The sequence below is a fragment of the Mesorhizobium sp. M8A.F.Ca.ET.165.01.1.1 genome, from assembly GCF_004792065.1.
Taxonomy (GTDB): domain Bacteria; phylum Pseudomonadota; class Alphaproteobacteria; order Rhizobiales; family Rhizobiaceae; genus Mesorhizobium.
The window spans coordinates 317046-340396 of sequence record NZ_SRTH01000005.1; the positions used below are offsets into that span (position 1 = coordinate 317046).

Below are 23351 nucleotides of genomic sequence, written 5' to 3' on the forward strand. Positions count from 1 at the left end.
TCACGGCATGGATCCTCGGGTCAAGCCCGAGGATGACGAAGTGCGGGGCGCCAGCGGCGTCCACCAATGAAGATCGCCTCGTTCAACATCAACAACATCAACAGCCGGCTGGACAACCTCCTGGCCTGGCTCGCCAGCGCAAAACCCGATGTCGTGTGCCTTCAGGAATTGAAGGCGCGCGACACGCAGTTTCCGCTGACAAGCCTCGCCAATGCCGGCTACGGCGCGGTGTGGAAGGGCGAGCCGACCTGGAACGGCGTCGCGATCCTGGCGCGCGGTGCCGAACCGGTGCTGACCCGCGACGCGTTGCCGGGCGACGATGCCGACCGCCAGAGCCGCTACATCGAGGCGGCGGTCGACGGTATCGTCATCGCCTGCCTCTATGCGCCGAACGGCAATCCGCAACCGGGGCCGAAATTCGCCTACAAGCTCGCCTGGCACGCGCGGCTGGGGGCGCATGCGGCACAACTCTTCGACACCGGCCTGCCGGTGGTGCTGGCCGGCGACTACAACATCGTGCCCGAGCCGCGCGACATCTACGCCACACGCTCCTATGACGACAACGCGCTGGTCCAGCCGGAAAGCCGCGCGGCCTTCGCCGCGCTGCTCGACCAAGGCTGGACCGATGCGTTGCGCAAGAAATATCCGAAGGAGACGCTCTACACCTTCTGGGACTACCGCCGGAACCGCTGGCCGCGCGACGCCGGCCTGCGGCTCGATCATATCCTGTTGTCGAAGACGCTCGTGCGCCGGCTGAAGGGGGCGGGCATAGACCGCGACGTGCGCGGGCAGGACGGCGCCAGCGACCATGCGCCGGTCTGGGTGGAATTGGGGTGAGGGATCTCGCGCCCGCTCATCATCAGCGGCGCATGCAGCCCTTTTCCGCAGGTCATTTCTCGCGCTAAGCTGGCAGCGCAGCGAGGGGGCCGGCTGATGCATTGCATTCGTGAAGACGGCGAGCGGCCATCATCGAAGCCCGTCCGCCATGAGTGACCTCAGCCTCATCGGAATCCTTCTCGCAGCGCTCGCGATCATTGCCGCCGCCGTCGCCGTCATCCGGCTGTTGCGCAAAGCGCGTGTCCGCCGCCGCGCGCTGCGCCGGGCCAATCCTGCCAACGACTACGCCATTCGCACCGACTGGAGCCGCAGCACCGGGACGGTCAACTACTCGTCCTTCGTCTATTTCGATGTCGACCGCGACGGCCGCTACGGCGTGGCCGACCGGCCGATGGCCGGCATCATGGTGCGGCTGTTCGACGGACAAGGCGGCTTCGTCGCGTCATCGAGGACCAACAATGCCGGTTATGCCAATTTCACCATGTCGACGTCGGCGGTGAAGGCTGCACTCCGCTTGCCCGGCGCCTACCGGTTCTCGGTTTCGCTGCCGCCGGGCTGGCGCTCGCCCAGCGCCAACGAGACGCAGTCGATGGAGTTCCATTTGGCGCCCGGCTCGCCCACCGGGCTGGTGTCGCGGGACCTGCCACGGCCGGTCGGGCTGGCGCCGGTGCGCAGCCTGGCCGGCAGGATGGCGGCGGGCGGCAGCGCGACGCTGTCGGTGATGGCGAACGGGCAGGTGCTGGAGTGCCGGACGCTGGCCCCGGCCTCGGCCTTTCGCTTCGAGCTTGCCGAAGAAGCCGACACCGTGGTGATCAGCGGCGGCGGGCTCGACCGCCGGCTGGCGCTGTCACCTTATCCGGCCGATCTCGGCCTGCTTTTACCCCGAGCCCTGGCCGACGGGGCGGCGCTGCGCACGATCGGCTTCGACGACGTCACCCAGCGCGGCTTCCGCAAGATCCCGTGCGGCCATGCGGGGCTGGAGTGGCGCAACCTGAACGCCATGGCGAAGGATCACACCAAGGATAGCGAGGGCTATGTCAACGGCAATGTCTCTGGCGACCACGTGGCCTATACGAGCAGCGGCTATCCGGCCGAGTTCAGCCGTGAGACGCCATTCGCCTTCCACTCCGTGCTGCTCAGCGTTGCGTGGCTGAAGGCGGAAGGGGAAACGGCGCTGATCGAAAGCTGGCGGGGTGAGCAGTTGGTCGCCAGCGATGAAGTGGTGCTGTCGGCGCTGACACCGCTCCACTACGCGCCGATGCTCGGGGAAGTCACCCGTGTCCGCCTTTCGGCAAAACACTCCTGGCAAATGGTGGTGGACGACCTCGTGCTGGCCGGCTGATTACTTCGTGATGGAGATCACGATCGGGCCGTTGACCGAGGCTGTGATCGATTTCAGATTGCCCTTCCGGATCAGAATGGGCCGTTCATAAATCTTCTTCATGATGCAAGCTCTCCACTATATCCCGGGCGGAGTGTGTCATAACTCCGCCTGCTGTCAATATTTCGCCCGGGATAGCTTAGTCCATATCGGCGGCGACCGTGGTAAATTGGACACTAGCCTTTATCGGCGTCGTTTGATCGAACCGGAGACCGTGGCTGCGGCGGCGCGATCGACCTCAAGCTGATTTCTCGAGCAGGGCCGCCGCGGATATTCTTCATGCCGCAGTGTCTGCGTCCGTCTTCCGCGAGCACGGGCGGCATTTTGCGATGTGCCCATGACGCTGATAGTCTGGTCCAAGGGCCGGCGAGGGGAAGCGCGATGAACAGGTTGGCTGACAGGGTGCTGGGGCTCGTCCTGGCCGTGGTCGCGGTTGCCTGTCTGGCCGGGGTCTATCCGCTGATCGATACCCTTGCCGGGCACGGCTTTGCCGGGTTGGACGCGGCCGCGCCGCGTCTGGCGGCCTATTCGGTGGCCGCACTTGCCTGTTTCATCGGTGCGCTGCTGTTCCTGACGGGCCAGTTGCCCGGCCGGCCCGTGCATGCGGCCGGAGTGCCGCTGTTCGGCAGGGATGTCGAGGTGGAGCCGGCGGGCCGTCCGGGCCTGCGCCGGGCCTTCCTAGTGCTGCCGGTGGTTGTCGTGCTGGCGCTGCTCGGCGACAAGTTCGGCTCGTGGCGGCCGCATGAGGGTGGCCAGGACGTCGCCAGCGCGCCGCCCGTGGTTCCCGCGCCAAAGCCCGCGCCGCCAGCGCCGGCCCCGCCGCCAGCCCCCCCGGCTGCGGCAAACCCACCAACCGTATCGGTGCAACCAGCTCCGCCCGTGGTCGTGCCGCCTGTTTCGCCGGCGCCGGTCGTGCCGGCGCCGCCTGAGGTCGCGCTCATTCCGCCGGCCACGGTGGCGCCGCCGCCGCCGGCGCCAGCGCCGCTGCCCACACTGCCCGAAGGCCATCGTGATGCCGTCGTCTGGCTGGCCGTAGCGCCGGACGGGCGTTCGATCATGAGCGCCAGCACCGACCGCACGATCAAGCTCTGGGATATCGGCGGCAAGCACCTGATCCGCAATCTCGGCGTGCACAAGGACATGGCGCGCACCGCGCTCTACATGCCCGACGGCATCAGCGCCCTGACGGCCGGGGACGACGGCGAGATCGTTCAGCGAAAACTCGCCGACGGCGCGGTGCTGCACGTCTTCCAATCCGGCCAGAACGGCGGCGTCAACAAGCTGGCGATCAGCCCGGACGGCAAGCACGCCGTCAGCGGGCACGACACCGGCAACGTCATCATCTGGGACCTCGTCAACGGGTCGGTGCAACATGTGCTGACCGGCCATGACTGGTCGATCAGCGCGGTCGTAGTCTCGCCCGATGGCAGGCAGGCCCTGTCGGGCAGCATCGACGGGACGCTGAAACTCTGGGACATCGAAAGCGGCAAGCAGCTGCGCAGCTGGCACGGCCATGAGCAAGGCACTTATGGCGCCGTGTTCACAGCCGACGGGCATCACCTGATCACCGGCAGCGGCGACCTGACGATCAAGGTTTGGGATCTCGACAGCGGCCGCGAGGTGAAGCGCTTCGAGGGCCACGAGGGTACGGTCTACGCACTGGCGTTGTCAGGGGACGGCAAGCGCCTCCTGTCGGGCTCGCTCGACGGCACCGCAAGGCTGTGGGACATCAAGAGCGGCAACCAGATCGCCATGTTCGACAGCCAGACCGGGCCGATCTACGCGGTGGCCTTCGCCGCCGACGGCACGGTGCTGACCGGCGGCTACGACCGCACAATCAGGGATTGGCCGGCCACCGGGGGCGACGGCGTCGTGCTGTTTGCGGGTGCGCCGGAGTGAGTGGAGATGTTGCGCCCACGCAATCGGAATGCTGAATGCGCCGAGCGCCTGGCCGACACGGACGGGGGGGCGCATTGTTGGGGTGTGCTCGGCGCCCGCGCCAGCCAGGGCGGCTCGTACCGCCGCAATAACATCATCGCACATTGCATGACGGCTGAAACTTCCGCGAAAGCGGAATAGGCAAAGGTTGCAAGGTCCGGCATCCTGACCGGGCATGGTCGGCCAACCACCCGACGGGCGTCGACGAGAGAACAACCTCTTCGCCTTTGCAGCATTGGCCCGGCAAGCCGAGAGCGGACGGTTTATCGCCGGAGCAAGGTGCTGACGCCTCTGAAGTGACGGCCACGGCGTGTTACCGCGCCGTGAATCGAACCGTGCGGTCTTCCTTGTAGGACCAAGGTCTTGGGTGGTACGCGCAAAGGTCCGGGGGGCCTTGTTCGGTTCCGGCAATGTCCATTGGACGTTCCGCTGTTTTATCCAATTGATATATAATGATCCTGTCTCGACGTCAGCTCGAGAAGGGGCAAAAGCCTGTTCCGACAGCCATCGACCGGCGACCGCCCGCCAGGAAAGGCAAGCGCAAAATTGCCGCGAGAGCCGTTGGCAATCAGTGCCGGACCGAAAGCCGGCGGTCGTTGAGGTCGTTTGTTTAGGCAGCGAAAAACTCGACCTGCTCGATGCAGGCAGGCGCGCCTGGGCTTGCCGTTACCCCAGCCACCACCACAATGCCGCGATCACCGCCGTGATGGCGGCTACCGTCAGTCCCAGCATGATGTAGGAGCCCTTGATGATGTCGCGAATTATCTTCTTGATCGTTTCGCGGTCGTTCAGGTTGGGGAAGGGTTCGTTCGGCTGAGCCACGTCGAGGAAATGGCAGAGCGGGCCCCAGCCTTCGCTGACCTTGAACACCAGCAGCTTTTCCGGCGGCACGGCCGCCTTAACCTCGTCGACATAGGCGTTGTAGCGGGCCACCGCCTTGTCGCGGTCGCCCATGACGCCGGCCAGCGTGCGGCCCCAGATGAGCTTGCGCGACATGTCGCCGAACTTGCGGCCGAACGGGGTGAGCCATTCCAGGATCTTGAACTGCCACAGGTTCTCGGTGAAGTAGATCGTGTCGATCGTGCTTTCGTACCATGCCTCGGCGCCGCGTGGGTGCAATGTCAGCAGCACCTTGGCGTCGGGGTAGGCCACCATCAGTTCGCGCCACACGCAGCAGCCGGGATTGTCGACCGTGGCGGTGTAGTTGGCGAACACCTTGTCCCAATCCTGCTGCGAACCGGGCGGGCTGTTGGCCACCTTGCGCCAGAAATCGAGATGGCCGGTGTTGGCCTTGTTCATGATCACTTCCTGCATGTGGTAGCAGGGCAGGCCAAGCTTGTTCAGCGCGGCAAAGGTCGACCATGTGCCGGTGCGGCCGAAACCGGCCCCGATCAATTTGAGCGTCATTCCCCATCCCCACCGGACTTCTTTTCCCGATTACCCCGGTCCGTGAGCATCAAACTGCTCCTGTCAGCGCTGGCGCGCAACAAATTTCTAGGTGGATCCCATCAGGACACCACATACTTGCGTAGTTGCTAAAATAATGAAAGCCTGTGCGCGGGTGCGGAGATGTGGCAGGGAGTCGCCGGTCTGGGACGGTTCGGCGATCTTGAAGGGCGATGTATTTTGGGCCATTTCTCGTCGGCATGTCGGCGACCACGACGCTTGTCGCGGTCTGGACCTATATGGCTACCGGCTCCTTCTGGGAGGCGCTTGCCTGGACAGTGATGGTTCTGGTTGTCCTGCAGGTCGGCTACTTCGTGCTCGTCCTGGGGCTTATCTACAGGCGCGCACAGGACGCCGTGACAAGCCAGGATGGAGTCAGCCAGGTGCCGCCGCTACATCGGGACGGCGTTCGGTTCTAACGAAGAGGCCTGGCTCCGCCCAGGACGACGCTCCCCGCAGCGCATTCCTTCGCCAGGAGGATATCTGGAGGCTTTGCTGACCGGTTTGTCGAGCGTTGTCCACCCCTGCCAAATCGCGGCGGCCAAGGTGGAACGAAGCTGCGATGCGTGCGTTTTCCTGCCGTGGCCGGCGAGGCGCCACCTCCGCCGGTCGGTTGAAGGCCCGCTCTGCTCCCGGCAGGGTGGGCCTTTTTTGGAAGGCGAGGTAAAGCAGGGGAACGGCACCCCTCGCCAGACGTTAGCTGTTACCAAGGTGGGACGCGGGGCGAATAACCCGATCAAGACGTGGCAGGGTGCTTGCCTTGCAAAGCGTTATTTCCTGCCATTCCAGAAACTCGAAGAATTTTTTGGGAATGCGAAGCATATCCGCGTTGATAGTTTCGCTTAAATATCCAACAAATTGTGGCATATTGTTGGTCGAATGCCACATTCATTTCACATATAGGGATGGAACCTCCGAGTTGCGTGAGAGTTTTTGCTTGAGGCGGAGCAATTACGAATCATGGAGGTTGTCATGAAACATTATCTTACGAGTGCCGCGGCTGCCATCGTCCTGCTGGGCGGCGTCGGCGCGGCTTTGGCGGACACCATCGTGGTCCAGCCGGAACAGGAAACGGTCGTTCGCGAATACATCAAGAAGGAGCCGCTGGCGTCGGTGAACCTTCTGGGCGTCGAACTCAAGCTCGGCTCGTCCGTGCCGGACAAGGTCGAACTGCGTGAAGTTCCCAACGTCAAGTACCGCGTCGCGGTGATCAACGATGAGACCGTGCTGGTGGACCCCGACACCCGTCAGATCGTTGAAGTTCTTCACTGATCCGTCTCAAGTAAAAAGCCCATCACCGATTCAACTCGATGATGGGCTTTTTTACGTCGGGCAAGCTACCCTGAATCTACTCGGCGGCCAGCTTGTCCTGCGTCCTGGTGTCGAAGTCGCTGGCATCATGGCGTTCGTGCAACTGCATGGCCGGTTCGCCGAAGGCGCGATTGACCATGCGGCCGCGCTTTACCGCGGGGCGTTCATCGATCGCTTTCGCCCAGCGCTGCACGTTCTTGTAGTCCTGCACCGACAGGAACTCCCCGGAATCATTATACATCCTGCCGAGCGCCAGCCCACCATACCAGGGCCAGACCGCCATGTCGGCGATGGTGTAATCCTTGCCGCCGAGATATTCGGTCTCGGCCAGCCGGCGATCGAGAACGTCCATCTGACGCTTCACCTCCATCGAGAAACGGTCGATGGCATATTCGAACTTTTCCGGCGCATAGGCATAGAAATGGCCGAACCCGCCACCGAGATAGGGGGCCGAGCCCATCTGCCAGAACAACCAGGACAGGACTTCGGCGCGGGCCGGCTGTTCGGCCGGCAGGAACGCGCCGAACTTTTCGGCGAGATAGACCAGGATCGAACCGGATTCGAAGACGCGCACCGGCGTCTTGCCGCTGTGGTCCATCAGCGCGGGAATCTTGGAATTGGGATTGACCTCGACAAAGCCGCTGCCGAACTGGTCGCCATCGTTGATGCGGATCAGCCATGCGTCGTATTCGGCGCCCTTGTGGCCAAGCGCAAGGAGCTCTTCCAGCATCACCGTCACCTTGACGCCGTTCGGCGTCGCCAGCGAATAAAGCTGCAGCGGATGCTTGCCGACGGGCAAATCCTTGTCATGCGTCGGACCGGCGATCGGGCGGTTGATGCTGGCAAAGGTGCCACCATTGGCTTTGTTCCAGGTCCAAACTTTCGGCGGGGTGTATTCGGTCATGTCGGCTCTCGTATCGTGGGAAGGATGGGCAGGTCACCCCATAGCTAGGGCTGCGGAGAAGGAAGTTCAACTTGTGTTGAACTATTGTCAATGTCAGCACGGACGTCGAATCTTCCTTCTCCCCTTGTGGGAGAAGGTGGCCTCGCGAAGCGAGGTCGGATGAGGGGTGCTCCAGGGAAAGCCAACGTCTCACTCCGCTGGAACACCCCTCATCCGTCTCGGCGCTGCGCGCCGATCCACCTTCTCCCACAAGGGGAGAAGGAAAGCGCCACCCCTTGCGCCTTCCTCTCAGCGGCATACCTATAGAAGAAGCCGTCAGGCATTCGCATCGCAGGACAAAATCTATGACCATCAATCCCAATCCGCGCTCCGTCGTTGCCGTGCGGGCGACCGTTCCCGACGATGCCTTCACCGCCGGGGCGCTGGGCACGCTCAGGGAAGGCAGCGGCGTCGTCATCAGGGATGACGGTCTGGTGCTGACCATCGGCTATCTCATCACCGAGGCCGAGGAGGTCTGGCTGACCGCGCATGACGGCCGCGTCATCCCCGCGCACGCGCTGGCCTACGACCAGGAATCGGGCTTCGGCCTCGTCCAGGCGCTGGCGCCGACCGGTCTGCCGGCCGTGGCGCTGGGCGATGCCGGCAAGGCCAGGATCGGCGACGCTGTGGTGCTTGCCGACGGCATCGGCCGGGCGGTCGAGGCCAAGATCGTCACCAAGCAGGAATTCGCGGGCTATTGGGAGTATCTGCTCGACGAGGCGATCTTCATCGCGCCGGCGCATCCGTCCTGGGGCGGCGCGCCCTTGTTCGGCGCCGATGGCGCGCTGCTCGGCATCGGCTCGCTGCGCCTGCAGATGAGCCGCGCCGGCGAGGTTGCCGATATCAACATGGTGGTGCCGATCGACCTCTTGCCGCCGATCCTCGACGATCTGCTGACGCGGGGCCAGGTGGCCAAGCCGCCGCGCCCGTGGCTCGGCGCGCTGTCGGCTGAAAGCGACGGCAAGGTGGTGGTGATGAGCGTGACCGATGGTGGCCCGGCGGCCAAGGCCGGCCTGCGCGAAGGCGACGTCATCTCCGAGGTGCGCGACGGCGCCGTCGACGGGCTCGCCGATTTCTATCGCAAGCTGTGGGAAAGCGGCTCGGCGGGCGCCGAAATTCCGATGCGGGTGGTGCGCGACGGCCGCGAAACCTGGCTGCGCGTCAAGTCCGCCGACCGCGGCAGTTTCCTGAAGAAACCGCAGCTGCAGTAGATCGGACGATTTCGGCCAGACGATGCATCCAAGACTGCTCAGGACCTTCCTCGCGGTGGCGCGCAGCCGCAACATCACGCGCGCCGCCGAGGCGGTTCATCTCGCCCAATCGAGTGTCAGCGACCAGATCCAGTCGCTGGAGGCCGAACTTGGCACTGCCTTGTTCACGCGCCCGAAATCAGGCCTGGAACTGACGCCGGCGGGGCTGGCGCTGAAGCCCATCGCCGAAGAATTGCTGCGGCTCGACGGTGAGGCACGGGCAGCAGTTCAGGCGGCATCTGGGCAGACAAGGGGCGTGCTGACCGTCGGCGCGCTCGAGACGATCGCCTCGGCCCGGCTGGCGCCCTGGCTGCCGGGATTCCAGGCCAGTCATCCCGATATCACCGTGCGGATGAAGGTGGCCGACAGCGGCACGCTGCTGCGCCAGCTGGAGGAGGGCGACATCGATGTCGCGTTCTGTTTCGATCGCCGCGACCTTTCGAACGGCGGCGCCGATCAACGCTTCGTCAGGCGCACGATAGCGGCCGAACCGCTGGCGCTTGTCGCCGCACCGGGGCAGAGCATGGTTCCGCGCGACCTGGCTGCCCTGGCGGCCAAGCGTTTCGTGGCAACGGAGCCTGGATGCATCTATCGACACATGTTCGATATCGCCTTTGCCGAAGCGGGCATCGGCGCGCCGGAACTCGCCGCCGAAGTCGGCAGCATCGGCGCCATTGCGCGGCTGGTGGCTGCCGGCTCGGGGCTGGGCCTCGTTCCACGTCTCGCGGTCAGCGACGCGCTGGTGCGCGGTGATCTCACCGAACTGACATGGCCCGGTGAGATGCGGACGGCGCCGCTGACGATGATCTGGCGGCGCCGGCGCGTCCAACCGCCGGCGCTCCGGCAACTGCTTGCCGCCGCGCGCGAAACGCTGGTGCCCGAACGCTTGCTGGCTGGTTCAGGTCTTGAATCGGAGAGCCGCCCCAAGGTCTTGTTTCCAAACAATTGCTGAAGGGGCGGCGCTACCGTCTAGGCAAGGCGATGTCCGCCTTCGACATGCAGTGTCGTTCCCGTCGTAAAGCCATTGCCCATCAGAAAGAAAACCGCGTCGGCGATATCGTCGGGATGGCCGATCCTGCCGACCGGCAGCCGCTCGGCCATCGCCGCAAGCGTCTCTGCCTTCCTGTCGCCCGCAACTTGCCCCCAGATCTCGGTGTCGACCCAGCCGGGCGAGACGGCGTTGACGCGGATCGGCGCGAGTTCCACCGCCAACGCCCGCACCAGCCCTTCGAGCGCGGCATTGACGGCGGCGACGACCGAGCCGCGCGGGGCCGGCCGGTAGGCTGCGATGCCGGAAACGAAGCTCATCGAGCCGCTCACCGCAAGCCGCGGCGCACCATGCTTGGCGAGCAGCAGCGGGCCGAAGAGCTTGCTGTCGACCACGCGTTGCGCAGCGTTCAGGTCAAGCTCCGGCAGTAGCCTATAGGCGCCTTCGATGTCGGCGGCGGTGCTGACGATATGGTCGAGGCCGCCGATCCCGGCAAACAACGCCGCGACCTGGTCTTCTCGCGTGATGTCGACAGCGGCAATGTGGAGGCCTGCGGGATTGCCCAGCGCCTCACGGGCCTGCCGCAGCCTGTCCTCGCGGCGCCCGGCGATGATGACTTCAGCGCCAGCCTCGACGCAACGCCTGGCCAGGGCCAGGCCCATGCCGGAGCCGCCGCCGGCGATCAGGATTTTCTGGTTCGAAAGACGCATTTCGCTCTGCCTTTGCTGGATTGGGACAAGGGCAGGGGATTGGCAGGTCGATGCGGAAAGCGGAAACGGAAGAAACCGATGGTGCCATCGGAGGCGCCGATGATGCGCGCTGCGCACGAGCACCGTCTCGTTCAACGCGCCAGCGGGCTGTCCCAGACGACGAACAGCAGTGCTTTCAGTTGGGCAAAGCGCTCCGGCCCAAGTTCGGTACGCCACTCCTCTTCGATGTCGCGCAATATGTCGACCATTTTCCAGAAAGCGGCGTGGCCGCGCTCGGTGGACCGCACCACGCGCGCGCTGCCTTCGCCGTCGGAGCGAAGGAGATAGCCATAGCCTTCCAGACTGCTGAGCAACTGGTTGATGGCCTGCTTGCTCATGCCGGCGCGCTCGGCGATCGTGCCGGGCCGCGCGCCGTCCGGGCCGGGAAACTGCAGCACCGCCATATGCGGCAAGCGCAATTCCTCGAAACCGGCGGCGTTGAGCTCCTTGATCAGCCGGCGTTGGATCGCCTGGGCAGGCACGCGCAGCAGGGCGCCGATCAAAAGGTCCTCGGTCTTGGTCTGCAGGACTTCGGTGGAGGTGGTCATTGACGATCCGGTAAATTGAGTTTACTCATATCTAGTAAATGTAATTTACCGGAGGGGCTTGCGCAATGTCAGCCATGAATCTTCAGGTCAACCCAGCCGACGAAATCATCGGCACCAAGGGATTGTCGGTCCGCTTCCTCGTGTCCGGCGAGAGTTCTAACGGCAGCGTCGCCGCCTTCGAGCTGATGGTGCCTGGCGCACAGCGCCTGCCCGCGCCGGCGCACAGCCATGATCACTACGAAGAGACGATCTATGGCATTGACGGGGTGCTGACGTGGACCGTGGACGGCAGGCCGATCGAGGTTGGGCCGGGGGAGGCGCTGTGCATCCCACGCGGCGCCGTTCACCGCTTCGACAACAACGGCACCAAGGATGCGAAGGCGTTGTGCGTCATCACGCCGGCGGCGATTGGTCCGGACTATTTTCGCGAAGCCTTCGGCCTGCTCAATGCCGCCGCTGGTGGCCCCCCGGACAAGGCCAAGATGATGGAGATCATGCGTCGCCACGGGCTGACGCCGGCGGCACCGACACCGGCGTAGAGCACGAGCGTAGCTCCTGGGGCCGCGCCGGCTCTATTCCCGCTCGGCACTCGCGAACACCACGAGATTCCCGTCGGGATCGCGCATGCGCATGATCCAGAAATGGTCGGCCTCCTCGATTGGGCCGGGCTCAAGCCCATTATCCACCAGTCTCTGTCGCTCCGGCGCCAGAGGCAGCACGCCGAGCGTCAGCGTCGAGGTGCCGGCTTTCTGCTTGTCCTCGAACAACTGTACTTCGGCACTGTCGGTGAACTGCCATTCGGCCAGCCCCGGCATCGGCCGGCGCAGCGGCGGCTTGCCGAAGAGTTTTTCGTACCAGCCGATGCTGGCTTCGAGGTCGGAGCAGCTGACATGGGCGAAAATGGTTTCGATTGCCATCAGGAAACCTCCATCGGACCGTGCACTCTTGCCGCAACGCGGCACTGGATGGCACGTTCCGCTGTTTCCTGGCTGCGTGCTCCATTGCTGACGAAAGCTGACAGTGGGCCATGCGATAATGCCGGGAATCGCACGATGACGGAGGCAACATGATGTTGATGCAGGCGACAACAATTCTAAACGGGCAGACCCGCTGATGCCGCCGGTCAAGGTCGATCCCGACAAGGTCAGGGAATTCCCCGACGCGGACAGTTTTTACGCCTGGCTCGGCCAGCACCATGCCACGGAAACCGAAGTGTGGATCAAGGTGCACAAGGTGGGGTCGGGACTGAAATCGATCACGCCGAAGGAAGCGATCGACGTCGTGCTGTGCTTCGGCTGGATCGACGCGGTGCGCAAGGGATTGGACGAGAATAGTTTCCTGCAGCGCTACACACCGCGCGGCAAAAAGAGCATCTGGAGCAAGATCAACGTCGACAATGTGGCGCGGCTGGTCGAGGAGGGCCGCATGACCGCGCATGGGCTGAGGGAGGTCGAGGCGGCCAAGGCCGACGGGCGCTGGGCGCGCGCCTATGGCAGCGGCAAGGAGATGAAAATCCCCGACGATCTGCAAGCGGCGATCGACGCCGAGCCGGCGGCGAAGGCGATGCTGGAAAAACTCAGCGCGCAGAACCGCTTCTCGCTTGCCTTCCGCACCCACAACATGAAGACCGAGGCTGGCCGCAAGAAGAAGATCGAGACCTTCGTGGCGATGCTGAAGCGCGGCGAGACGATCTATCCGCAAGGCAAGAAATAGGGGTCCTCGGGCGCGGGAATGCGGGTCGATGGCTCGGGCGGCAAGGGTGCCGACGATGCCATGAAGATATCGCCGCGGACGGCCTGGACAAGAAAGTCGAGGACTGTCGTCACACGCAACGGTATATTCCGGCGGGATGGGTAGACGACGTTGATCGGCAGGCGCGTCGGCGAAAAATCCGGCATCAGCTTGACCAGCCTGCCTGCTTCGATGTCCGCCCCGACCAGAATGTGGGAGAGCACCGCAAGCCCGGCTCCTCCCAGTGTCGCGCGATGAACGGCCATCGAATTGTTGGCGACAAGACGCGGCTCGATGCGCAGGACAACGTCGTCCGCTCCGCTGGAGAACGACCACGAACGGCCATCGCCGGCACGGCTGTAGCAAATGCAGGCGTGATCCCTGATGTCTTGCGGCGTTCGCGGCGAGCCGCGTCCCTCGAGATAGCTTGGCGAGGCCACCAGAAAGGCTGTTGTCCAGCCGATCCTGCGGCACACCAGGCTGCTGTCGCCGGCCGGCCCGAGGCGCACCTCGAGATCGATCGCGTTGGCGATGAGGTCCGAAGGCTCGTCCCGAAAGATCAGCTCGACATCCAGCGCCGGATGGCTCTCCAGCAGCCCCGCGAGGCGGTCGCCGATGAACAGGCCGAGCGGCGTGGGCAGGCTCAGCCGCACTTTTCCGGAGACTGTTGCCGTTTCGGCGCCGCTGGCCTGGCCGAGTGCCTCGACCGCTTCGAGGACGCGCAGCGCCATAGGCAACATCTGTTCACCCTCCGCCGTCAAGGCGAGCGCGCTCGTCGTGCGGTGCAGAAGGCGCGTCTTGAGATGCGCTTCCAGCGCCGAGACCTGCCGCGACACTGCCGGCTGCGTCAGATCGAGGTCGAGCGCAGCCGCCGAGAAGGATTTTGTCTGCGCCACCCGCAGGAACGTTCTCAACGCCGATACGACGTCCATCCTCGCCCTCATACTTTTCGACATAAGCCTTATGTCCGCATCCTAGGCGGATGGCGCTTTACTGTCCAGATATTACGGATATTTATTATCCTTAAGGACATAAGATATCCTCAAAAAAGGAGAGACCATGACACAGCGCCTCAACGCCGCCCAGCAATCGCCTGAACTGTTCAAGAAGCTCCTCGATTTCAGCATGGCCGAGGCACACAGCGCCATCGAGGAGAAGACCCGCGACCTCGTCCACATCAGGGCATCCCAGATCAATGGCTGCGCCTTCTGCCTCGACATGCATGTGAAGGAAGCCACGATCCACGGCGAGAGCGAGTTGCGCCTCCATCATCTCGCCGTCTGGCGGGAATCACCCCTTTTCGTTCCTCGTGAGCGGGCTGCCCTTGCCTGGACCGAAGCCGTCACCAAGCTCGCCGAAGGCGGTATTCCGGACGAACTCTATGAGCGCGTGCGCGGGCAGCTTTCGGAAAAGGAGATCTCCGACCTGACCTTCTCGGTCATGGCCATCAACGCCTGGAACCGTGTCAGCGTCGCCTTCAAGACCGTGCCAGGCTCCGCGGACAAGCTCTACGGCCTCGACAAGGCTGGCCTGAACTAAAACCCTTCCTTTCGGCTGACCATCAATCGACGCGGCGCGAGATCTCGGCCGCAAACGGAGACCATCATGAAAATCGTCATCATCGGAGGCACCGGCCTCATCGGTTCCAAGACCACTGACCGCTTGCGCAAGCAGGGCAGCGAGGTGATCGCCGCCGCGCCGAACACCGGCGTCAACACCATCACCGGCGAAGGCCTGCAGGAGGCACTCGAAGGCGCCGAAGTGGTGATCGACCTCGCCAACTCCCCGTCCTTCGAGGACAAGGCATCGATGGACTTCTTCACCACGTCAGGCCGCAACCTGCTCGCCGCCGGCAAGGCCGCGGGCGTCAGGCACCATATCGCGCTCTCGGTTGTCGGCACCGAACGCCTGCAGGACTGCGGCTATTTCCGCGCCAAGCTCGTCCAGGAAAATCTGATCAAGGCGTCCGGCATTCCCTACACCATCGTTCATTCGACGCAATTCATGGAGTTCCTGGCCGGCATCGCCAAGTCGGGCACGGTCGGCGAGGCCGTGCACCTGTCGCCGGCCTATGTACAGCCCATCGCGTCCGACGACGTCGCCGATGTGATGGCCGGGGTCGCGCTCGCCGCGCCGATCAACGGCATGATCGAGATCTCGGGGCCCGACCGTGTGCGGATGAGCGAACTCGTCGCCCGCTACCTCAAGGCTGTCGGCGATCCTCGCGAGGTCGTGGCCGATCCGGAGGCGCTCTACTTCGGCGCGAGGCTGAACGACACTTCGCTGGTCTCCGACGACAATCCGCGCCTTGGCCACATCACGTTCGAGCAGTGGTTCGCCACCTCGGCGCGGAAATCACCGCCGGCAAACGCAGCGGCCTAGGCCCGGGATACCGCTCAATGGAAAAAGGAGTTTTCAAATGATCAAGTCAATCGTCGCCGCCCTCGTCGTGACGGCAGCCCTGGCCGGCCCGGCCGGCGCCACGCAAGCCCCTCGCACTGGCGAGAAGGCGGCCAAGGTCACCCTTGTCTATGAGCATGAACTGCCGAATGTTCCGGGCAAGAGCATCAAGGGCATCCTCGTCGAATATGGTCCCGGCGGTTACTCGCCGGCGCATACCCATCCGAGTTCGGCCTTCATCTATGCGACGGTTCTGGAAGGTTCGATCCGCAGCCAGGTCAATGACGACCCGGCCAAGGTCTACAAGGCCGGCGAGAGCTTTTCGGAGATGCCGGGCGATCGCCACAGCGTGAGCGAGAACGGCAGCAAGACGAAACCCGCAAAGCTGCTGGCTGTCTTCGTGGTCGATACCGCGCAGAAGGAACTGACCTATCCGGTCAAGAAGTAGGCGCAAGCGGCCGGATGCCATTCCTGGCGGCCGGCCCTGCCAGCAAATTCAATCCTGTCGGAGGACCCATGTTCGGCGATCATCTGGCTCTGGTCCTGATCAACCTTCTGGGGCTCGTCGGCATTGCCGTGTGGTATTTCCAGGGCCGTGGGCGGCCCATGGCGCGCCTGATCGTCCAGATCCTGTTCTTCGCCGGCATGACGGCGGTGCTCGGCTTCAGCGATATCCTGCCGCATTGGATGGGCGAGGCGGATCTACAAGGCTCCGGCGCATATCTGGCGAAGTCGGCGCGCGTCCTCTGGTGGACGCATCTTGCCTGGACGCTTGTCGGCTTTGTGCGCCTTTACATCGTTCTGGAGCACCGACCGCAAGAGGCGCGCCTGCTCCAGGACCTTGTCGTCGCCGCCATCTATCTCGGCGTGGCGCTGTCGATAACAGGCTTCGTCTTTGGCGCTCCCATCGGAACGCTGGCGGCAACGTCGGGCGTGGTTGCGATCATTGTCGGGCTTGCGCTGCAGAATACGCTTGGCGACGTCTTCTCCGGTATTGCGCTGACGCTGGGCCGACCCTTCACGCTCGGCGACTGGATCATGCTGAGCGACGGCACGGAAGGACGTGTCGTCGAGACAACTTGGCGTTCCACGCATCTGCTTACGGGTGCGAACAATATCGTCGTCCTGCCAAACAGCGTGTTGGCGAAGCTGAGCATGACCAATCTCAGCCGTCCCGACGAGAGGCAGCAATTGACCCTGGCCGTGCGGCTTGCGGCCACGCACGCGCCGCACGTCATCGAAGAGGCCATGCATGCGGCTCTGCGGAACTGCCAACGGATCGTCAAGGAGCCGGCACCGCTTGTCGCGCTCAAGGAGATCGACGCGGCGGCCATCGGGATGGACCTGCTTTTTTGCGTCGCCGGTCCGGGCGACCGGTTGCTTGCGAGGAACGAGGTGATCGACCTTGTCCATCGTCATTGCGAGGCGAACGGCCTGTCGCTTGCGATGTCGCCCCAAAGCTACGCCATCATGCTGCCGGCGACGGCAGGCCAGCCGCTGGCGCGGATCATGCGTTAATGCTCACCCGGCGCGCTCCAGCACCCATTCGAAGCTGTTTTTCCAGAGCTCCGCCGGAATCTCCTGCGCCAGCGCTTCGGTGAGGTCGGAAAGCCTGACACCGCGCAATTTTGCCCGCCAGGCTTCGTCGGCTTCCCACATGATGCGCGACACCGCGCAAGGGCCGCTTTCACAATAGCCCTGAGGGCGGCACGGGTTGTTTGCACGGATGTTGCTGCACACAAACGTACGCGCCTTGCCCTCCACCGCCTCCACGATGTCCAGGAAGGTCAGTTCGGCCGGTGTCCGTGCCAGCCGGTATCCACCCGAAGGGCCGAGCGTCGTATGAACGAGGCCTGCCTGCGACAGGCTTTGCAACGCCTTGGAAAGATATTCCTTGGGAAGGCCGTGGAATTCGGCAAGCGCCTTTGTGGAGAGATAGCGTCCCTCGGGCAGACCGGCGAGAATGGCGCAGCAGTGCAGTGCCCATTCGACTTGGCTTTTCAGGATCATCCACGGGTTCCGGGTCGATGGCGACCAACTCTATTAAGGATATGAAATATCCCTATTCTGCCATGGTGTAAACAGACAGGTTCTGGTGGGAGGGTTCAGCCGTTGTCGTCCCAACGCGGCTTGTTGGCGTGATAGGCGCAACGGCGCTATCCCGGGGGCTGGAAGTACAGGGCCTAAGCGCCGGAATGCGGGTCGATGCCGTAGGGATGGGCGGGGTAGCCGGGTCCGATGGCATCGCGCACGCGATCGGCCCAGGCGGCGAACGCCGGATAGTCCGCGAGCGAAAAGCCGCAATCCTCGGCGCGATGGCTGTAGGCATAGACGGCGATGTCGGCGATGGTGAAGCCAGCGCCGGCGAGGAAAGGCGTCTCGCCAAGGCTGCGGTTCAGGGCGGCGAGCGTGCGGGCTCCGGCTTCGCGCTTGCCGGCAACCATGGCCTGGTTGCGATCGAGCCGTCCGGTCAAGCTCCAGAAGCGCAGCGAGCCGATGACCGGCTCGACATTGTACTGTTCGAAGAACAGCCACTGCATGACCTTGGCGCGCCGGTAGCGGTCGGCTGGCAGCAGGGGCGTACTTTCCGAGAGGTAGGTGAGGATCGCGTTGGATTCGGCGATGGCGCTGCCGTCTTCGAGTTGAAGGACCGGGACCGCGCCTGCCGGGTTGAGCGCCAGGAAAGCATCGGTATGGCTCTCGCCCTCGAAAATCGAGACGATGCGGGTGTCGTGAGGGATCTTCAGCAGGCCGAGCAGGACCCGGACTTTCCAGCCATTCTGCGATGGCAGATAATCGTGAAGCGTAAGCATGGCGGGCCCTCGTGATGGATCAACGATCGCATGGCGCCCCGCCTGCGGACACCCGATTCCTGCGCAAACCGTCTCATGCGCCCCCTCGCATGATGACTGCGATCTCCTCCCTCTAATAAAACAAGTCCACCCATGCCATTTTGCCCCGAGATGACGGACAAAGAGGCATTCCCATGAACACCAACAACAAAGTCGCGCTCGTCACCGGCGGCAATCGCGGCATCGGGCTTGAAACCGGGCGGCAACTCGCGGCACTCGGCTTCACCGTTCTGCTCGGCGTGCGCGATCGCGCCAGGGGCGAGGCGGCGGCGCAGGCGCTCGATGGCGCCGTCGAGGCCATTGCGCTCGATGTCGCCGCGCCTGACGCGGCAGCAAGGGCAGCCGACGACGTGCAGCGCCGGTTTGGCCGGCTCGACGTGCTGATCAACAACGCCGCCATCCACTATGACACCGGCTCGCGCGCGTTGCAGCCCGACTGGACCGTCATTCGTGAGGCGTTCGAGACCAATGTCTTCGGCGCCTGGCGGACCGCGGTCGCCTTCGCGCCTTTGCTTGGGGCTGGCGGCCACGGCAGGCTGGTCAATGTGTCGTCGGAAGGCGGTTCGCTGGCCTCGATGGGGGCGGGCGCGCCGGCCTATTCTACCTCGAAGGCGACGCTCAACGCGCTGACCCGCGTGCTGGCGGCGGAGCTGCGCGGCTCGGGTGTGCTGGTCAACGCGATCTGCCCGGGCTGGGTCGCCACCGACATGGGCGGGCCGGGCGGGCGCCCGGTGGCGCAAGGGGCGGCCGGCATCGTGTGGGCCGCGACCCTGCCGGACGACGGCCCGACCGGCGGCTTCTTTCGCGATGGCAAGAAGCTGCCGTGGTGAGGCGGAGCTGCCGTGGTAAAGGCGGATTGTTATGTTCAGCGTGAGGCGAGATGAGGTCGGAATTCCGGGCGCGGCGGCGCTTGACATTGCGTGATGGCGTTTAGCATCTGAAACGGCAAATTGTTCCAACTGGTTGTTTTTGCATCCTTCTCGCCAGATATTCGCGCATCGTCTCCCGCTGACATGGCGGGTGGACGAAGGGCGGCATGGCGGCTACCTTTTCGAGCCCGCGATCAGATCGCGCGGCGCAACGGGTCGCCGGGAGTTGTGCTGTTGAGAAGTGTTGCTTCGTGGCTGATGGCGCTGATCATCATGGCCGTGGCCGCGTGTGTCGGGGCGGGCGCCGCCGTCGCCCAGACACAAACGCCCGCCGACCTGCCTTTGCCGTCGGACGTGGCATCGAAGGACATATCGGTCGGAATGAAGGTCGCGCCGCCCTTCGCCTTCAAGCTGCAGGACGGCACCTGGTCCGGATTGAGCATCGACCTCTGGCAGAAAATAGCCGGGCGGCTCAACCTGCGCTTCCACTATGTCGAAGTGCCTGGCGTGCAGGACCAGATCGATGGCGTTGTCGGCGGCAAGTTCGATGTGGCGATGGCCGCGATCACGGTCACGGCCGACCGCGAAAAGACTGTCGACTTCACGCAGCCCTTTTTCACGACCGGGCTCGGCATCGCCACACCGCTCAACAGCCAGCCGTCGTGGCGGCCGATTTTGCGCACGCTGACCTCGTTCGGCTTCCTGCAGGCGGTGCTGGCGCTGATCGTCATCTCGGTCGTGGTCGGCGTGCTGATCTGGATGTTCGAACGCCGCCACAATGACGATTTCGGCGGCGGCGTCGCCAAGGGCCTGTTTTCCAGCATGTGGTGGTCGACGATTGCCGCGACCCAGGCCAGCACCGGCGATTTCGGTCCGCGAACCGTGCCGGGACGCGTGCTCGCCGCGCTCTGGATGATGGGATCAATCATCGCCATCGCGGTGTTTACCGCGGGCGTCACATCGGTGCTGACCGTGACGCAGATGGAAGGCATGGTGCAGGGCGAAAGCGACCTCGGCACGGTAAGGGTCGGCGCCGTGCGGAATTCCTCGACCGCGTCCTATCTGGATTCGACCCATATCCGCCATCAGGACTTCGCCACCGTCCAGCAGGGCCTGGACACGCTGCGCGCCGGCAAGATCGATGCGCTGGTCCACGACAAGCCGCTGCTTGGCTGGCTGGTCGGACAGAACTATGGCGCGAGCCTGCAGGTCCTCGACGCGACGTTCGACCAGCAGCAATATGCCATCGCACTGCCGCTCGGCAGCCGGCTGCGCAAGCCGCTCGATGTCGCCCTGCTGCAAACCTTGGAAAGCGACTGGTGGAAACAGGCCGTCTTCCAGTATCTGGGCGAGAAATAGGCTGTCGGCATGAGAAGGGCGGACCGCTCGCGGCATTGCGCGCAAGAAAAGCCGCCCTTTTTTAAGACTGGTTTTCTGGGATGATGGTTGCCGTCACTGGTTGAGGTCGACCGGTGTCACACCAAGCAGCTTCAGGGCGTTGGCGTAAGTCCGGATCCCTTGCGCCTGCTTGCTCTCGGCACAGAACCGGTTCGCCCTGTCCTGCAGTGCCGTCGCCTGCGCGATCTGGCTCGCACTGGCGCCGGGTTCGGCCTTGGTCCGGATGGCGCCGTCGAGCTGAAGACCGAGCCGGCTGCAATATTCGCTGCGGGTGACCGCCGCCTCCGCGCCCGACTGCGCGACGGCAAGCATGGCAAGCGACATGCCTGTCAGGGCACCCATCCATCCGGCCGAACGTCGTTGCATTGCAGGCGAGATCCCGTTGCGTTGTCTGGCGGCCGCAGCCCGGCCGCCACGGGATGGTTATCGCAGACGATCTTTTCGCCAGTTTTTCCCGGATGTTGAATCTTGTTTCTGAAGTGTGTCTGGAGGCCGGGTTCACACTTCGTCGGCGTCGAACAGCAGCATCGTCAGATCGTCGTCACCTGGGGCCAATATCCGCCGGTCGGCGGCACAGGCAACGCCGACTTCGCTGGCGAACGCGGCACGGATGTCGTCGAGACTGTCGAAATACAATGTCCCCACCAGATACGGCATCTCGCCCGCCGAAAGCTTGACGATCGGCCGCCTGCTGACATCGTAGCGCCGCAGGCCGGGAAGCTTTTTGGCCAGCGGTGTATGAACGTCGAAATAGTGCCGGTCGAAGGCGGCCGGATCGGCCGGGGTTTTGTAGATCACGAGCATCTTGGCCATTGCCATGGTCCTGTCCTGTTGGCGTTGCTGGTCGGGCCGTGCGGGCCGCCGCGCCAAAGTCGTTCGACGAAGGTGGATTTCGACAAGCGAATGATTTTTGACTGCGCGGCTGGAAAGCCGACCTTGGGCGGCCTATCGGCGCGCCGCCGTTCGCGCATACCCGCTGCGGCGCTTCTGCCTCTTCCCCCGGCACTGTCATTCGCGTAAGGGCGCGGGCAAATCCCTTCCATTCGGCTTGAGCCTCCCGGAACTATCATGATCAGACTTGAAAACATCGGCAAGCAGAATGGCCGTCAGCTTGTCTTCATCGAGGCGTCGGCCTCGCTGCAGAAGGGCGAGAAGATCGGCCTTGTCGGGCCCAACGGCGCCGGCAAGACGACTTTGTTTCGCATGATCACCGGCCAGGAGCAGCCCGACGAGGGCCAGGTGCAGGTCGATCGCGGCGTCACCATCGGCTATTTCAGCCAGGATGTCGGCGACATGGCGGGCCACAGCGCGGTGGCCGAGGTGATGAACGGCGCCGGACCGGTGAGCGAGGTGGCGGCCGAGATGGCGGAGCTCGAGGCCGCGATGGCCGATCCCGACCAGGCCGACCGGATGGACGAGATCATCGAAAAATATGGCGAGGCGCAGCACCGCTTCGAGGAGCTCGACGGCTATGCGCTCGACGGACGCGCGCGCGAAGTGCTCGACGGTCTCGGCTTTTCCCAGGAGATGATGGACGGCGATGTCGGCAAGCTGTCGGGCGGCTGGAAGATGCGCGTGGCGCTGGCCCGCATCCTTTTGATGCGGCCCGACGTCATGCTGCTCGACGAGCCGTCGAACCATCTCGACCTGGAAAGCCTGATCTGGCTTGAGCAGTTTTTGAAGGGCTATGACGGCGCGCTGCTGATGACCTCGCACGACCGCGAGTTCATGAACCGCATCGTCAACAAGATCGTCGAGATCGATGCCGGTTCGCTCACCGCCTACTCCGGCAATTATGAATTCTACCAGCAGCAGCGGGCGATCGCCGACAAGCAGCAGCAGGCGCAGTTCGAGCGCCAGCAGGCCATGCTGGCCAAGGAGATCGCCTTCATCGAGCGCTTCAAGGCGCGCGCTTCCCATGCCGCGCAGGTGCAGAGCCGGGTGAAGAAGCTCGACAAGATCGACCGCGTCGAGCCGCCCAAGCGCCGCCAGGTGGTGAATTTCGAGTTCCAGCCGGCGCCGCGCTGCGGCGAGGATGTCGTGACCTTGAAGAACGTGCACAAGGCCTATGGCAGCCGCACCATCTATGAAGGGCTCGATTTTCAGGTCCGCCGCCGCGAACGCTGGTGCATCATGGGCGTCAACGGCGCGGGGAAATCGACGCTGTTGAAGCTGGTGGCCGGCGCCTCCGACCCCGACACCGGCACGGTGGCGCGGGGGCCGAGCGTGAAAATGGGCTATTTCGCCCAGCACGCCATGGAGTTGCTCGAAGGCGAGCGCACCGTGTTCCAGACGCTGGAAGACAATTTTCCGCAGGCCGGCCAGGCGCCGCTACGGGCACTTGCCGGCTGTTTCGGCTTTTCCGGCGACGAGATCGAGAAGAAATGCCGGGTGCTGTCGGGCGGCGAGAAGGCGCGGCTGGTGATGGCGCTGATGCTGTTCGACCCGCCCAACCTGCTGGTGCTGGACGAGCCGACCAACCACCTCGACATCACCACCAAGCAGATGCTGATCGAGGCGCTGTCGCAGTATGAAGGTACGATGCTGTTCGTCTCGCACGACCGGCACTTCTTGGCCGCCCTGTCGAACCGCGTGCTGGAGCTGACGCCCGAAGGCATCCACACCTATGGCGGCGGCTACACCGAATATGTCGAGCGCACCGGACAGGAAGCGCCGGGCCTGCGGAGCTGAGCGGGTAGGGGGCGGGCGC

The 23351-nt window shown here is 64.1% G+C and carries 27 protein-coding genes; 16 read left to right on the top strand and 11 right to left on the bottom strand.

Annotated elements, in window-relative coordinates:
• The first annotated feature begins 66 nt into the window (after positions 1 to 66).
• Positions 67 to 837 carry an exodeoxyribonuclease III gene (locus tag EN808_RS17430; RefSeq protein WP_135916493.1) on the top strand — a complete coding sequence of 257 codons (771 nt, stop codon included), beginning with the start codon at positions 67 to 69 and terminating at the stop codon, positions 835 to 837.
• 148 nt (positions 838 to 985) lie between these two features.
• On the top strand, positions 986 to 2179 hold the full coding sequence (locus EN808_RS17435) for a hypothetical protein (RefSeq protein WP_135916494.1): 1194 nt from the start codon (positions 986 to 988) through the stop codon (positions 2177 to 2179).
• Here EN808_RS17435 and EN808_RS36350 read toward each other — a convergent pair whose 3' ends face one another.
• Entirely contained in the window at positions 2180 to 2281 is a 102-nt protein-coding gene (locus EN808_RS36350; protein WP_189521988.1) for a putative RiPP precursor, read from the bottom strand. It abuts the gene before it with no gap.
• A gap of 318 nt (positions 2282 to 2599) precedes the next feature.
• Here EN808_RS36350 and EN808_RS17440 point away from each other — a divergent pair, with 318 nt between their 5' ends.
• Positions 2600 to 4117 carry a WD40 repeat domain-containing protein gene (locus EN808_RS17440; protein ID WP_135916495.1) on the top strand — a complete coding sequence of 506 codons (1518 nt, stop codon included), beginning with the start codon at positions 2600 to 2602 and terminating at the stop codon, positions 4115 to 4117.
• Between the two features lie 705 nt (positions 4118 to 4822).
• Here the strand turns inward: EN808_RS17440 and EN808_RS17445 are convergent.
• Entirely contained in the window at positions 4823 to 5563 is a 741-nt protein-coding gene (locus EN808_RS17445; protein ID WP_127279486.1) for a sulfotransferase family protein, read from the bottom strand.
• A 212-nt stretch (positions 5564 to 5775) separates the two neighbouring features.
• On the opposite strand from EN808_RS17445, the gene EN808_RS17450 reads away from it, so the two are divergent.
• Positions 5776 to 6021, top strand: a complete 246-nt coding sequence (locus tag EN808_RS17450; protein WP_135916496.1) for an exopolysaccharide production repressor protein — start codon at positions 5776 to 5778, stop codon at positions 6019 to 6021.
• Positions 6022 to 6574: 553 nt separating this feature from the next.
• Entirely contained in the window at positions 6575 to 6874 is a 300-nt protein-coding gene (locus tag EN808_RS17455) for a DUF1236 domain-containing protein (RefSeq protein WP_135916497.1), read from the top strand.
• A gap of 76 nt (positions 6875 to 6950) precedes the next feature.
• On the opposite strand, the gene yghU is transcribed toward EN808_RS17455, so the two are convergent.
• Complete coding sequence (gene yghU, locus EN808_RS17460; RefSeq protein WP_127870246.1) at positions 6951 to 7817, bottom strand: glutathione-dependent disulfide-bond oxidoreductase; 867 nt, start codon at positions 7815 to 7817, stop codon at positions 6951 to 6953.
• A gap of 344 nt (positions 7818 to 8161) precedes the next feature.
• Here yghU and EN808_RS17465 point away from each other — a divergent pair, with 344 nt between their 5' ends.
• Both EN808_RS17465 and EN808_RS17470 read left to right on the top strand, forming a co-directional pair.
• Positions 8162 to 9067: a S1C family serine protease gene (locus EN808_RS17465; protein ID WP_135916498.1), complete on the top strand. Its 906-nt coding sequence runs from the start codon at positions 8162 to 8164 to the stop codon at positions 9065 to 9067.
• A gap of 22 nt (positions 9068 to 9089) precedes the next feature.
• Positions 9090 to 10058 carry a LysR family transcriptional regulator gene (locus EN808_RS17470; protein ID WP_135916499.1) on the top strand — a complete coding sequence of 323 codons (969 nt, stop codon included), beginning with the start codon at positions 9090 to 9092 and terminating at the stop codon, positions 10056 to 10058.
• A 17-nt stretch (positions 10059 to 10075) separates the two neighbouring features.
• On the opposite strand, the gene EN808_RS17475 is transcribed toward EN808_RS17470, so the two are convergent.
• Positions 10076 to 10804: an SDR family oxidoreductase gene (locus tag EN808_RS17475; RefSeq protein WP_127870248.1), complete on the bottom strand. Its 729-nt coding sequence runs from the start codon at positions 10802 to 10804 to the stop codon at positions 10076 to 10078.
• A 131-nt stretch (positions 10805 to 10935) separates the two neighbouring features.
• Positions 10936 to 11391 carry a MarR family winged helix-turn-helix transcriptional regulator gene (locus tag EN808_RS17480; protein WP_127870249.1) on the bottom strand — a complete coding sequence of 152 codons (456 nt, stop codon included), beginning with the start codon at positions 11389 to 11391 and terminating at the stop codon, positions 10936 to 10938.
• 65 nt (positions 11392 to 11456) lie between these two features.
• Here EN808_RS17480 and EN808_RS17485 point away from each other — a divergent pair, with 65 nt between their 5' ends.
• Positions 11457 to 11930: a cupin domain-containing protein gene (locus EN808_RS17485; protein WP_127870250.1), complete on the top strand. Its 474-nt coding sequence runs from the start codon at positions 11457 to 11459 to the stop codon at positions 11928 to 11930.
• Positions 11931 to 11963: 33 nt separating this feature from the next.
• Here the strand turns inward: EN808_RS17485 and EN808_RS17490 are convergent, their stop codons facing one another.
• Complete coding sequence (locus EN808_RS17490; protein ID WP_127277675.1) at positions 11964 to 12308, bottom strand: VOC family protein; 345 nt, start codon at positions 12306 to 12308, stop codon at positions 11964 to 11966.
• 196 nt (positions 12309 to 12504) lie between these two features.
• Between EN808_RS17490 and EN808_RS17495 the strand changes: the two genes are divergently transcribed.
• The gene (locus tag EN808_RS17495) at positions 12505 to 13104 is read left to right on the top strand and encodes a YdeI family protein (RefSeq protein ID WP_135865969.1); all 600 of its coding nucleotides are present in this window, start codon (positions 12505 to 12507) and stop codon (positions 13102 to 13104) included.
• On the opposite strand, the gene EN808_RS17500 is transcribed toward EN808_RS17495, so the two are convergent.
• A complete protein-coding gene (locus EN808_RS17500; RefSeq protein WP_135916500.1) occupies positions 13083 to 14054 on the bottom strand; it encodes a LysR family transcriptional regulator in 972 nt (323 codons plus the stop codon). The genes EN808_RS17495 and EN808_RS17500 overlap by 22 nt on opposite strands.
• 127 nt (positions 14055 to 14181) lie before the next feature.
• Here EN808_RS17500 and EN808_RS17505 point away from each other — a divergent pair, with 127 nt between their 5' ends.
• From EN808_RS17505 to EN808_RS17520, 4 genes are all read left to right on the top strand, one after another.
• A complete protein-coding gene (locus tag EN808_RS17505; RefSeq protein WP_127277672.1) occupies positions 14182 to 14661 on the top strand; it encodes a carboxymuconolactone decarboxylase family protein in 480 nt (159 codons plus the stop codon).
• Between the two features lie 66 nt (positions 14662 to 14727).
• On the top strand, positions 14728 to 15504 hold the full coding sequence (locus tag EN808_RS17510) for an SDR family oxidoreductase (RefSeq protein WP_135916501.1): 777 nt from the start codon (positions 14728 to 14730) through the stop codon (positions 15502 to 15504).
• Between the two features lie 37 nt (positions 15505 to 15541).
• Complete coding sequence (locus tag EN808_RS17515; protein ID WP_127277671.1) at positions 15542 to 15970, top strand: cupin domain-containing protein; 429 nt, start codon at positions 15542 to 15544, stop codon at positions 15968 to 15970.
• Between the two features lie 68 nt (positions 15971 to 16038).
• Positions 16039 to 17040, top strand: a complete 1002-nt coding sequence (locus EN808_RS17520) for a mechanosensitive ion channel family protein (RefSeq protein ID WP_135916502.1) — start codon at positions 16039 to 16041, stop codon at positions 17038 to 17040.
• A 3-nt stretch (positions 17041 to 17043) separates the two neighbouring features.
• Here the strand turns inward: EN808_RS17520 and EN808_RS17525 are convergent, their stop codons facing one another.
• Both EN808_RS17525 and EN808_RS17530 read right to left on the bottom strand, forming a co-directional pair.
• A complete protein-coding gene (locus EN808_RS17525) occupies positions 17044 to 17532 on the bottom strand; it encodes an Rrf2 family transcriptional regulator (RefSeq protein ID WP_127870255.1) in 489 nt (162 codons plus the stop codon).
• Between the two features lie 173 nt (positions 17533 to 17705).
• Positions 17706 to 18335, bottom strand: coding sequence for a glutathione S-transferase family protein (locus tag EN808_RS17530; RefSeq protein WP_135916503.1), 630 nt, complete (start codon positions 18333 to 18335; stop codon positions 17706 to 17708).
• Positions 18336 to 18508: 173 nt separating this feature from the next.
• Between EN808_RS17530 and EN808_RS17535 the strand changes: the two genes are divergently transcribed.
• Positions 18509 to 19204, top strand: coding sequence for an SDR family NAD(P)-dependent oxidoreductase (locus tag EN808_RS17535; protein WP_135916504.1), 696 nt, complete (start codon positions 18509 to 18511; stop codon positions 19202 to 19204).
• 273 nt (positions 19205 to 19477) lie between these two features.
• Complete coding sequence (locus tag EN808_RS17540) at positions 19478 to 20602, top strand: transporter substrate-binding domain-containing protein (protein ID WP_245525090.1); 1125 nt, start codon at positions 19478 to 19480, stop codon at positions 20600 to 20602.
• Positions 20603 to 20695: 93 nt separating this feature from the next.
• Here the strand turns inward: EN808_RS17540 and EN808_RS17545 are convergent, their stop codons facing one another.
• Together EN808_RS17545 and EN808_RS17550 are read right to left on the bottom strand one after the other, a co-directional pair.
• Positions 20696 to 21007 (bottom strand): hypothetical protein, encoded by a 312-nt coding sequence (locus EN808_RS17545; RefSeq protein WP_167531328.1) that lies wholly within the window; start codon positions 21005 to 21007, stop codon positions 20696 to 20698.
• A 132-nt stretch (positions 21008 to 21139) separates the two neighbouring features.
• Complete coding sequence (locus EN808_RS17550; RefSeq protein WP_135916505.1) at positions 21140 to 21454, bottom strand: EthD family reductase; 315 nt, start codon at positions 21452 to 21454, stop codon at positions 21140 to 21142.
• A gap of 255 nt (positions 21455 to 21709) precedes the next feature.
• Between EN808_RS17550 and EN808_RS17555 the strand changes: the two genes are divergently transcribed.
• Complete coding sequence (locus tag EN808_RS17555; protein WP_127870257.1) at positions 21710 to 23332, top strand: ABC-F family ATP-binding cassette domain-containing protein; 1623 nt, start codon at positions 21710 to 21712, stop codon at positions 23330 to 23332.
• The last annotated feature ends 19 nt before the right edge of the window (positions 23333 to 23351 follow it).

Coding starts and splice junctions, on each gene's coding strand:
- EN808_RS17440 (WP_135916495.1), top strand. CDS start 2,600: ATGAACAGGTTGGCTGACAGGGTGCTGGGGCTCGTCCTGGCCGTGGTC.
- EN808_RS17495 (WP_135865969.1), top strand. CDS start 12,505: ATGCCGCCGGTCAAGGTCGATCCCGACAAGGTCAGGGAATTCCCCGAC.
- EN808_RS17500 (WP_135916500.1), bottom strand. CDS start 14,054: ATGGACGTCGTATCGGCGTTGAGAACGTTCCTGCGGGTGGCGCAGACA.
- EN808_RS17555 (WP_127870257.1), top strand. CDS start 21,710: ATGATCAGACTTGAAAACATCGGCAAGCAGAATGGCCGTCAGCTTGTC.
- EN808_RS17525 (WP_127870255.1), bottom strand. CDS start 17,532: ATGATCCTGAAAAGCCAAGTCGAATGGGCACTGCACTGCTGCGCCATT.
- EN808_RS17520 (WP_135916502.1), top strand. CDS start 16,039: ATGTTCGGCGATCATCTGGCTCTGGTCCTGATCAACCTTCTGGGGCTC.
- EN808_RS17470 (WP_135916499.1), top strand. CDS start 9,090: ATGCATCCAAGACTGCTCAGGACCTTCCTCGCGGTGGCGCGCAGCCGC.
- EN808_RS17455 (WP_135916497.1), top strand. CDS start 6,575: ATGAAACATTATCTTACGAGTGCCGCGGCTGCCATCGTCCTGCTGGGC.
- EN808_RS17510 (WP_135916501.1), top strand. CDS start 14,728: ATGAAAATCGTCATCATCGGAGGCACCGGCCTCATCGGTTCCAAGACC.
- EN808_RS17485 (WP_127870250.1), top strand. CDS start 11,457: ATGTCAGCCATGAATCTTCAGGTCAACCCAGCCGACGAAATCATCGGC.
- EN808_RS17465 (WP_135916498.1), top strand. CDS start 8,162: ATGACCATCAATCCCAATCCGCGCTCCGTCGTTGCCGTGCGGGCGACC.
- EN808_RS17505 (WP_127277672.1), top strand. CDS start 14,182: ATGACACAGCGCCTCAACGCCGCCCAGCAATCGCCTGAACTGTTCAAG.
- EN808_RS17545 (WP_167531328.1), bottom strand. CDS start 21,007: ATGCAACGACGTTCGGCCGGATGGATGGGTGCCCTGACAGGCATGTCG.
- EN808_RS36350 (WP_189521988.1), bottom strand. CDS start 2,281: ATGAAGAAGATTTATGAACGGCCCATTCTGATCCGGAAGGGCAATCTG.
- EN808_RS17475 (WP_127870248.1), bottom strand. CDS start 10,804: ATGCGTCTTTCGAACCAGAAAATCCTGATCGCCGGCGGCGGCTCCGGC.
- EN808_RS17535 (WP_135916504.1), top strand. CDS start 18,509: ATGAACACCAACAACAAAGTCGCGCTCGTCACCGGCGGCAATCGCGGC.
- EN808_RS17445 (WP_127279486.1), bottom strand. CDS start 5,563: ATGACGCTCAAATTGATCGGGGCCGGTTTCGGCCGCACCGGCACATGG.
- EN808_RS17430 (WP_135916493.1), top strand. CDS start 67: ATGAAGATCGCCTCGTTCAACATCAACAACATCAACAGCCGGCTGGAC.
- EN808_RS17450 (WP_135916496.1), top strand. CDS start 5,776: ATGTATTTTGGGCCATTTCTCGTCGGCATGTCGGCGACCACGACGCTT.
- EN808_RS17480 (WP_127870249.1), bottom strand. CDS start 11,391: ATGACCACCTCCACCGAAGTCCTGCAGACCAAGACCGAGGACCTTTTG.
- EN808_RS17550 (WP_135916505.1), bottom strand. CDS start 21,454: ATGGCCAAGATGCTCGTGATCTACAAAACCCCGGCCGATCCGGCCGCC.
- EN808_RS17490 (WP_127277675.1), bottom strand. CDS start 12,308: ATGGCAATCGAAACCATTTTCGCCCATGTCAGCTGCTCCGACCTCGAA.
- EN808_RS17530 (WP_135916503.1), bottom strand. CDS start 18,335: ATGCTTACGCTTCACGATTATCTGCCATCGCAGAATGGCTGGAAAGTC.
- EN808_RS17515 (WP_127277671.1), top strand. CDS start 15,542: ATGATCAAGTCAATCGTCGCCGCCCTCGTCGTGACGGCAGCCCTGGCC.
- yghU (WP_127870246.1), bottom strand. CDS start 7,817: ATGACCGAATACACCCCGCCGAAAGTTTGGACCTGGAACAAAGCCAAT.
- EN808_RS17435 (WP_135916494.1), top strand. CDS start 986: ATGAGTGACCTCAGCCTCATCGGAATCCTTCTCGCAGCGCTCGCGATC.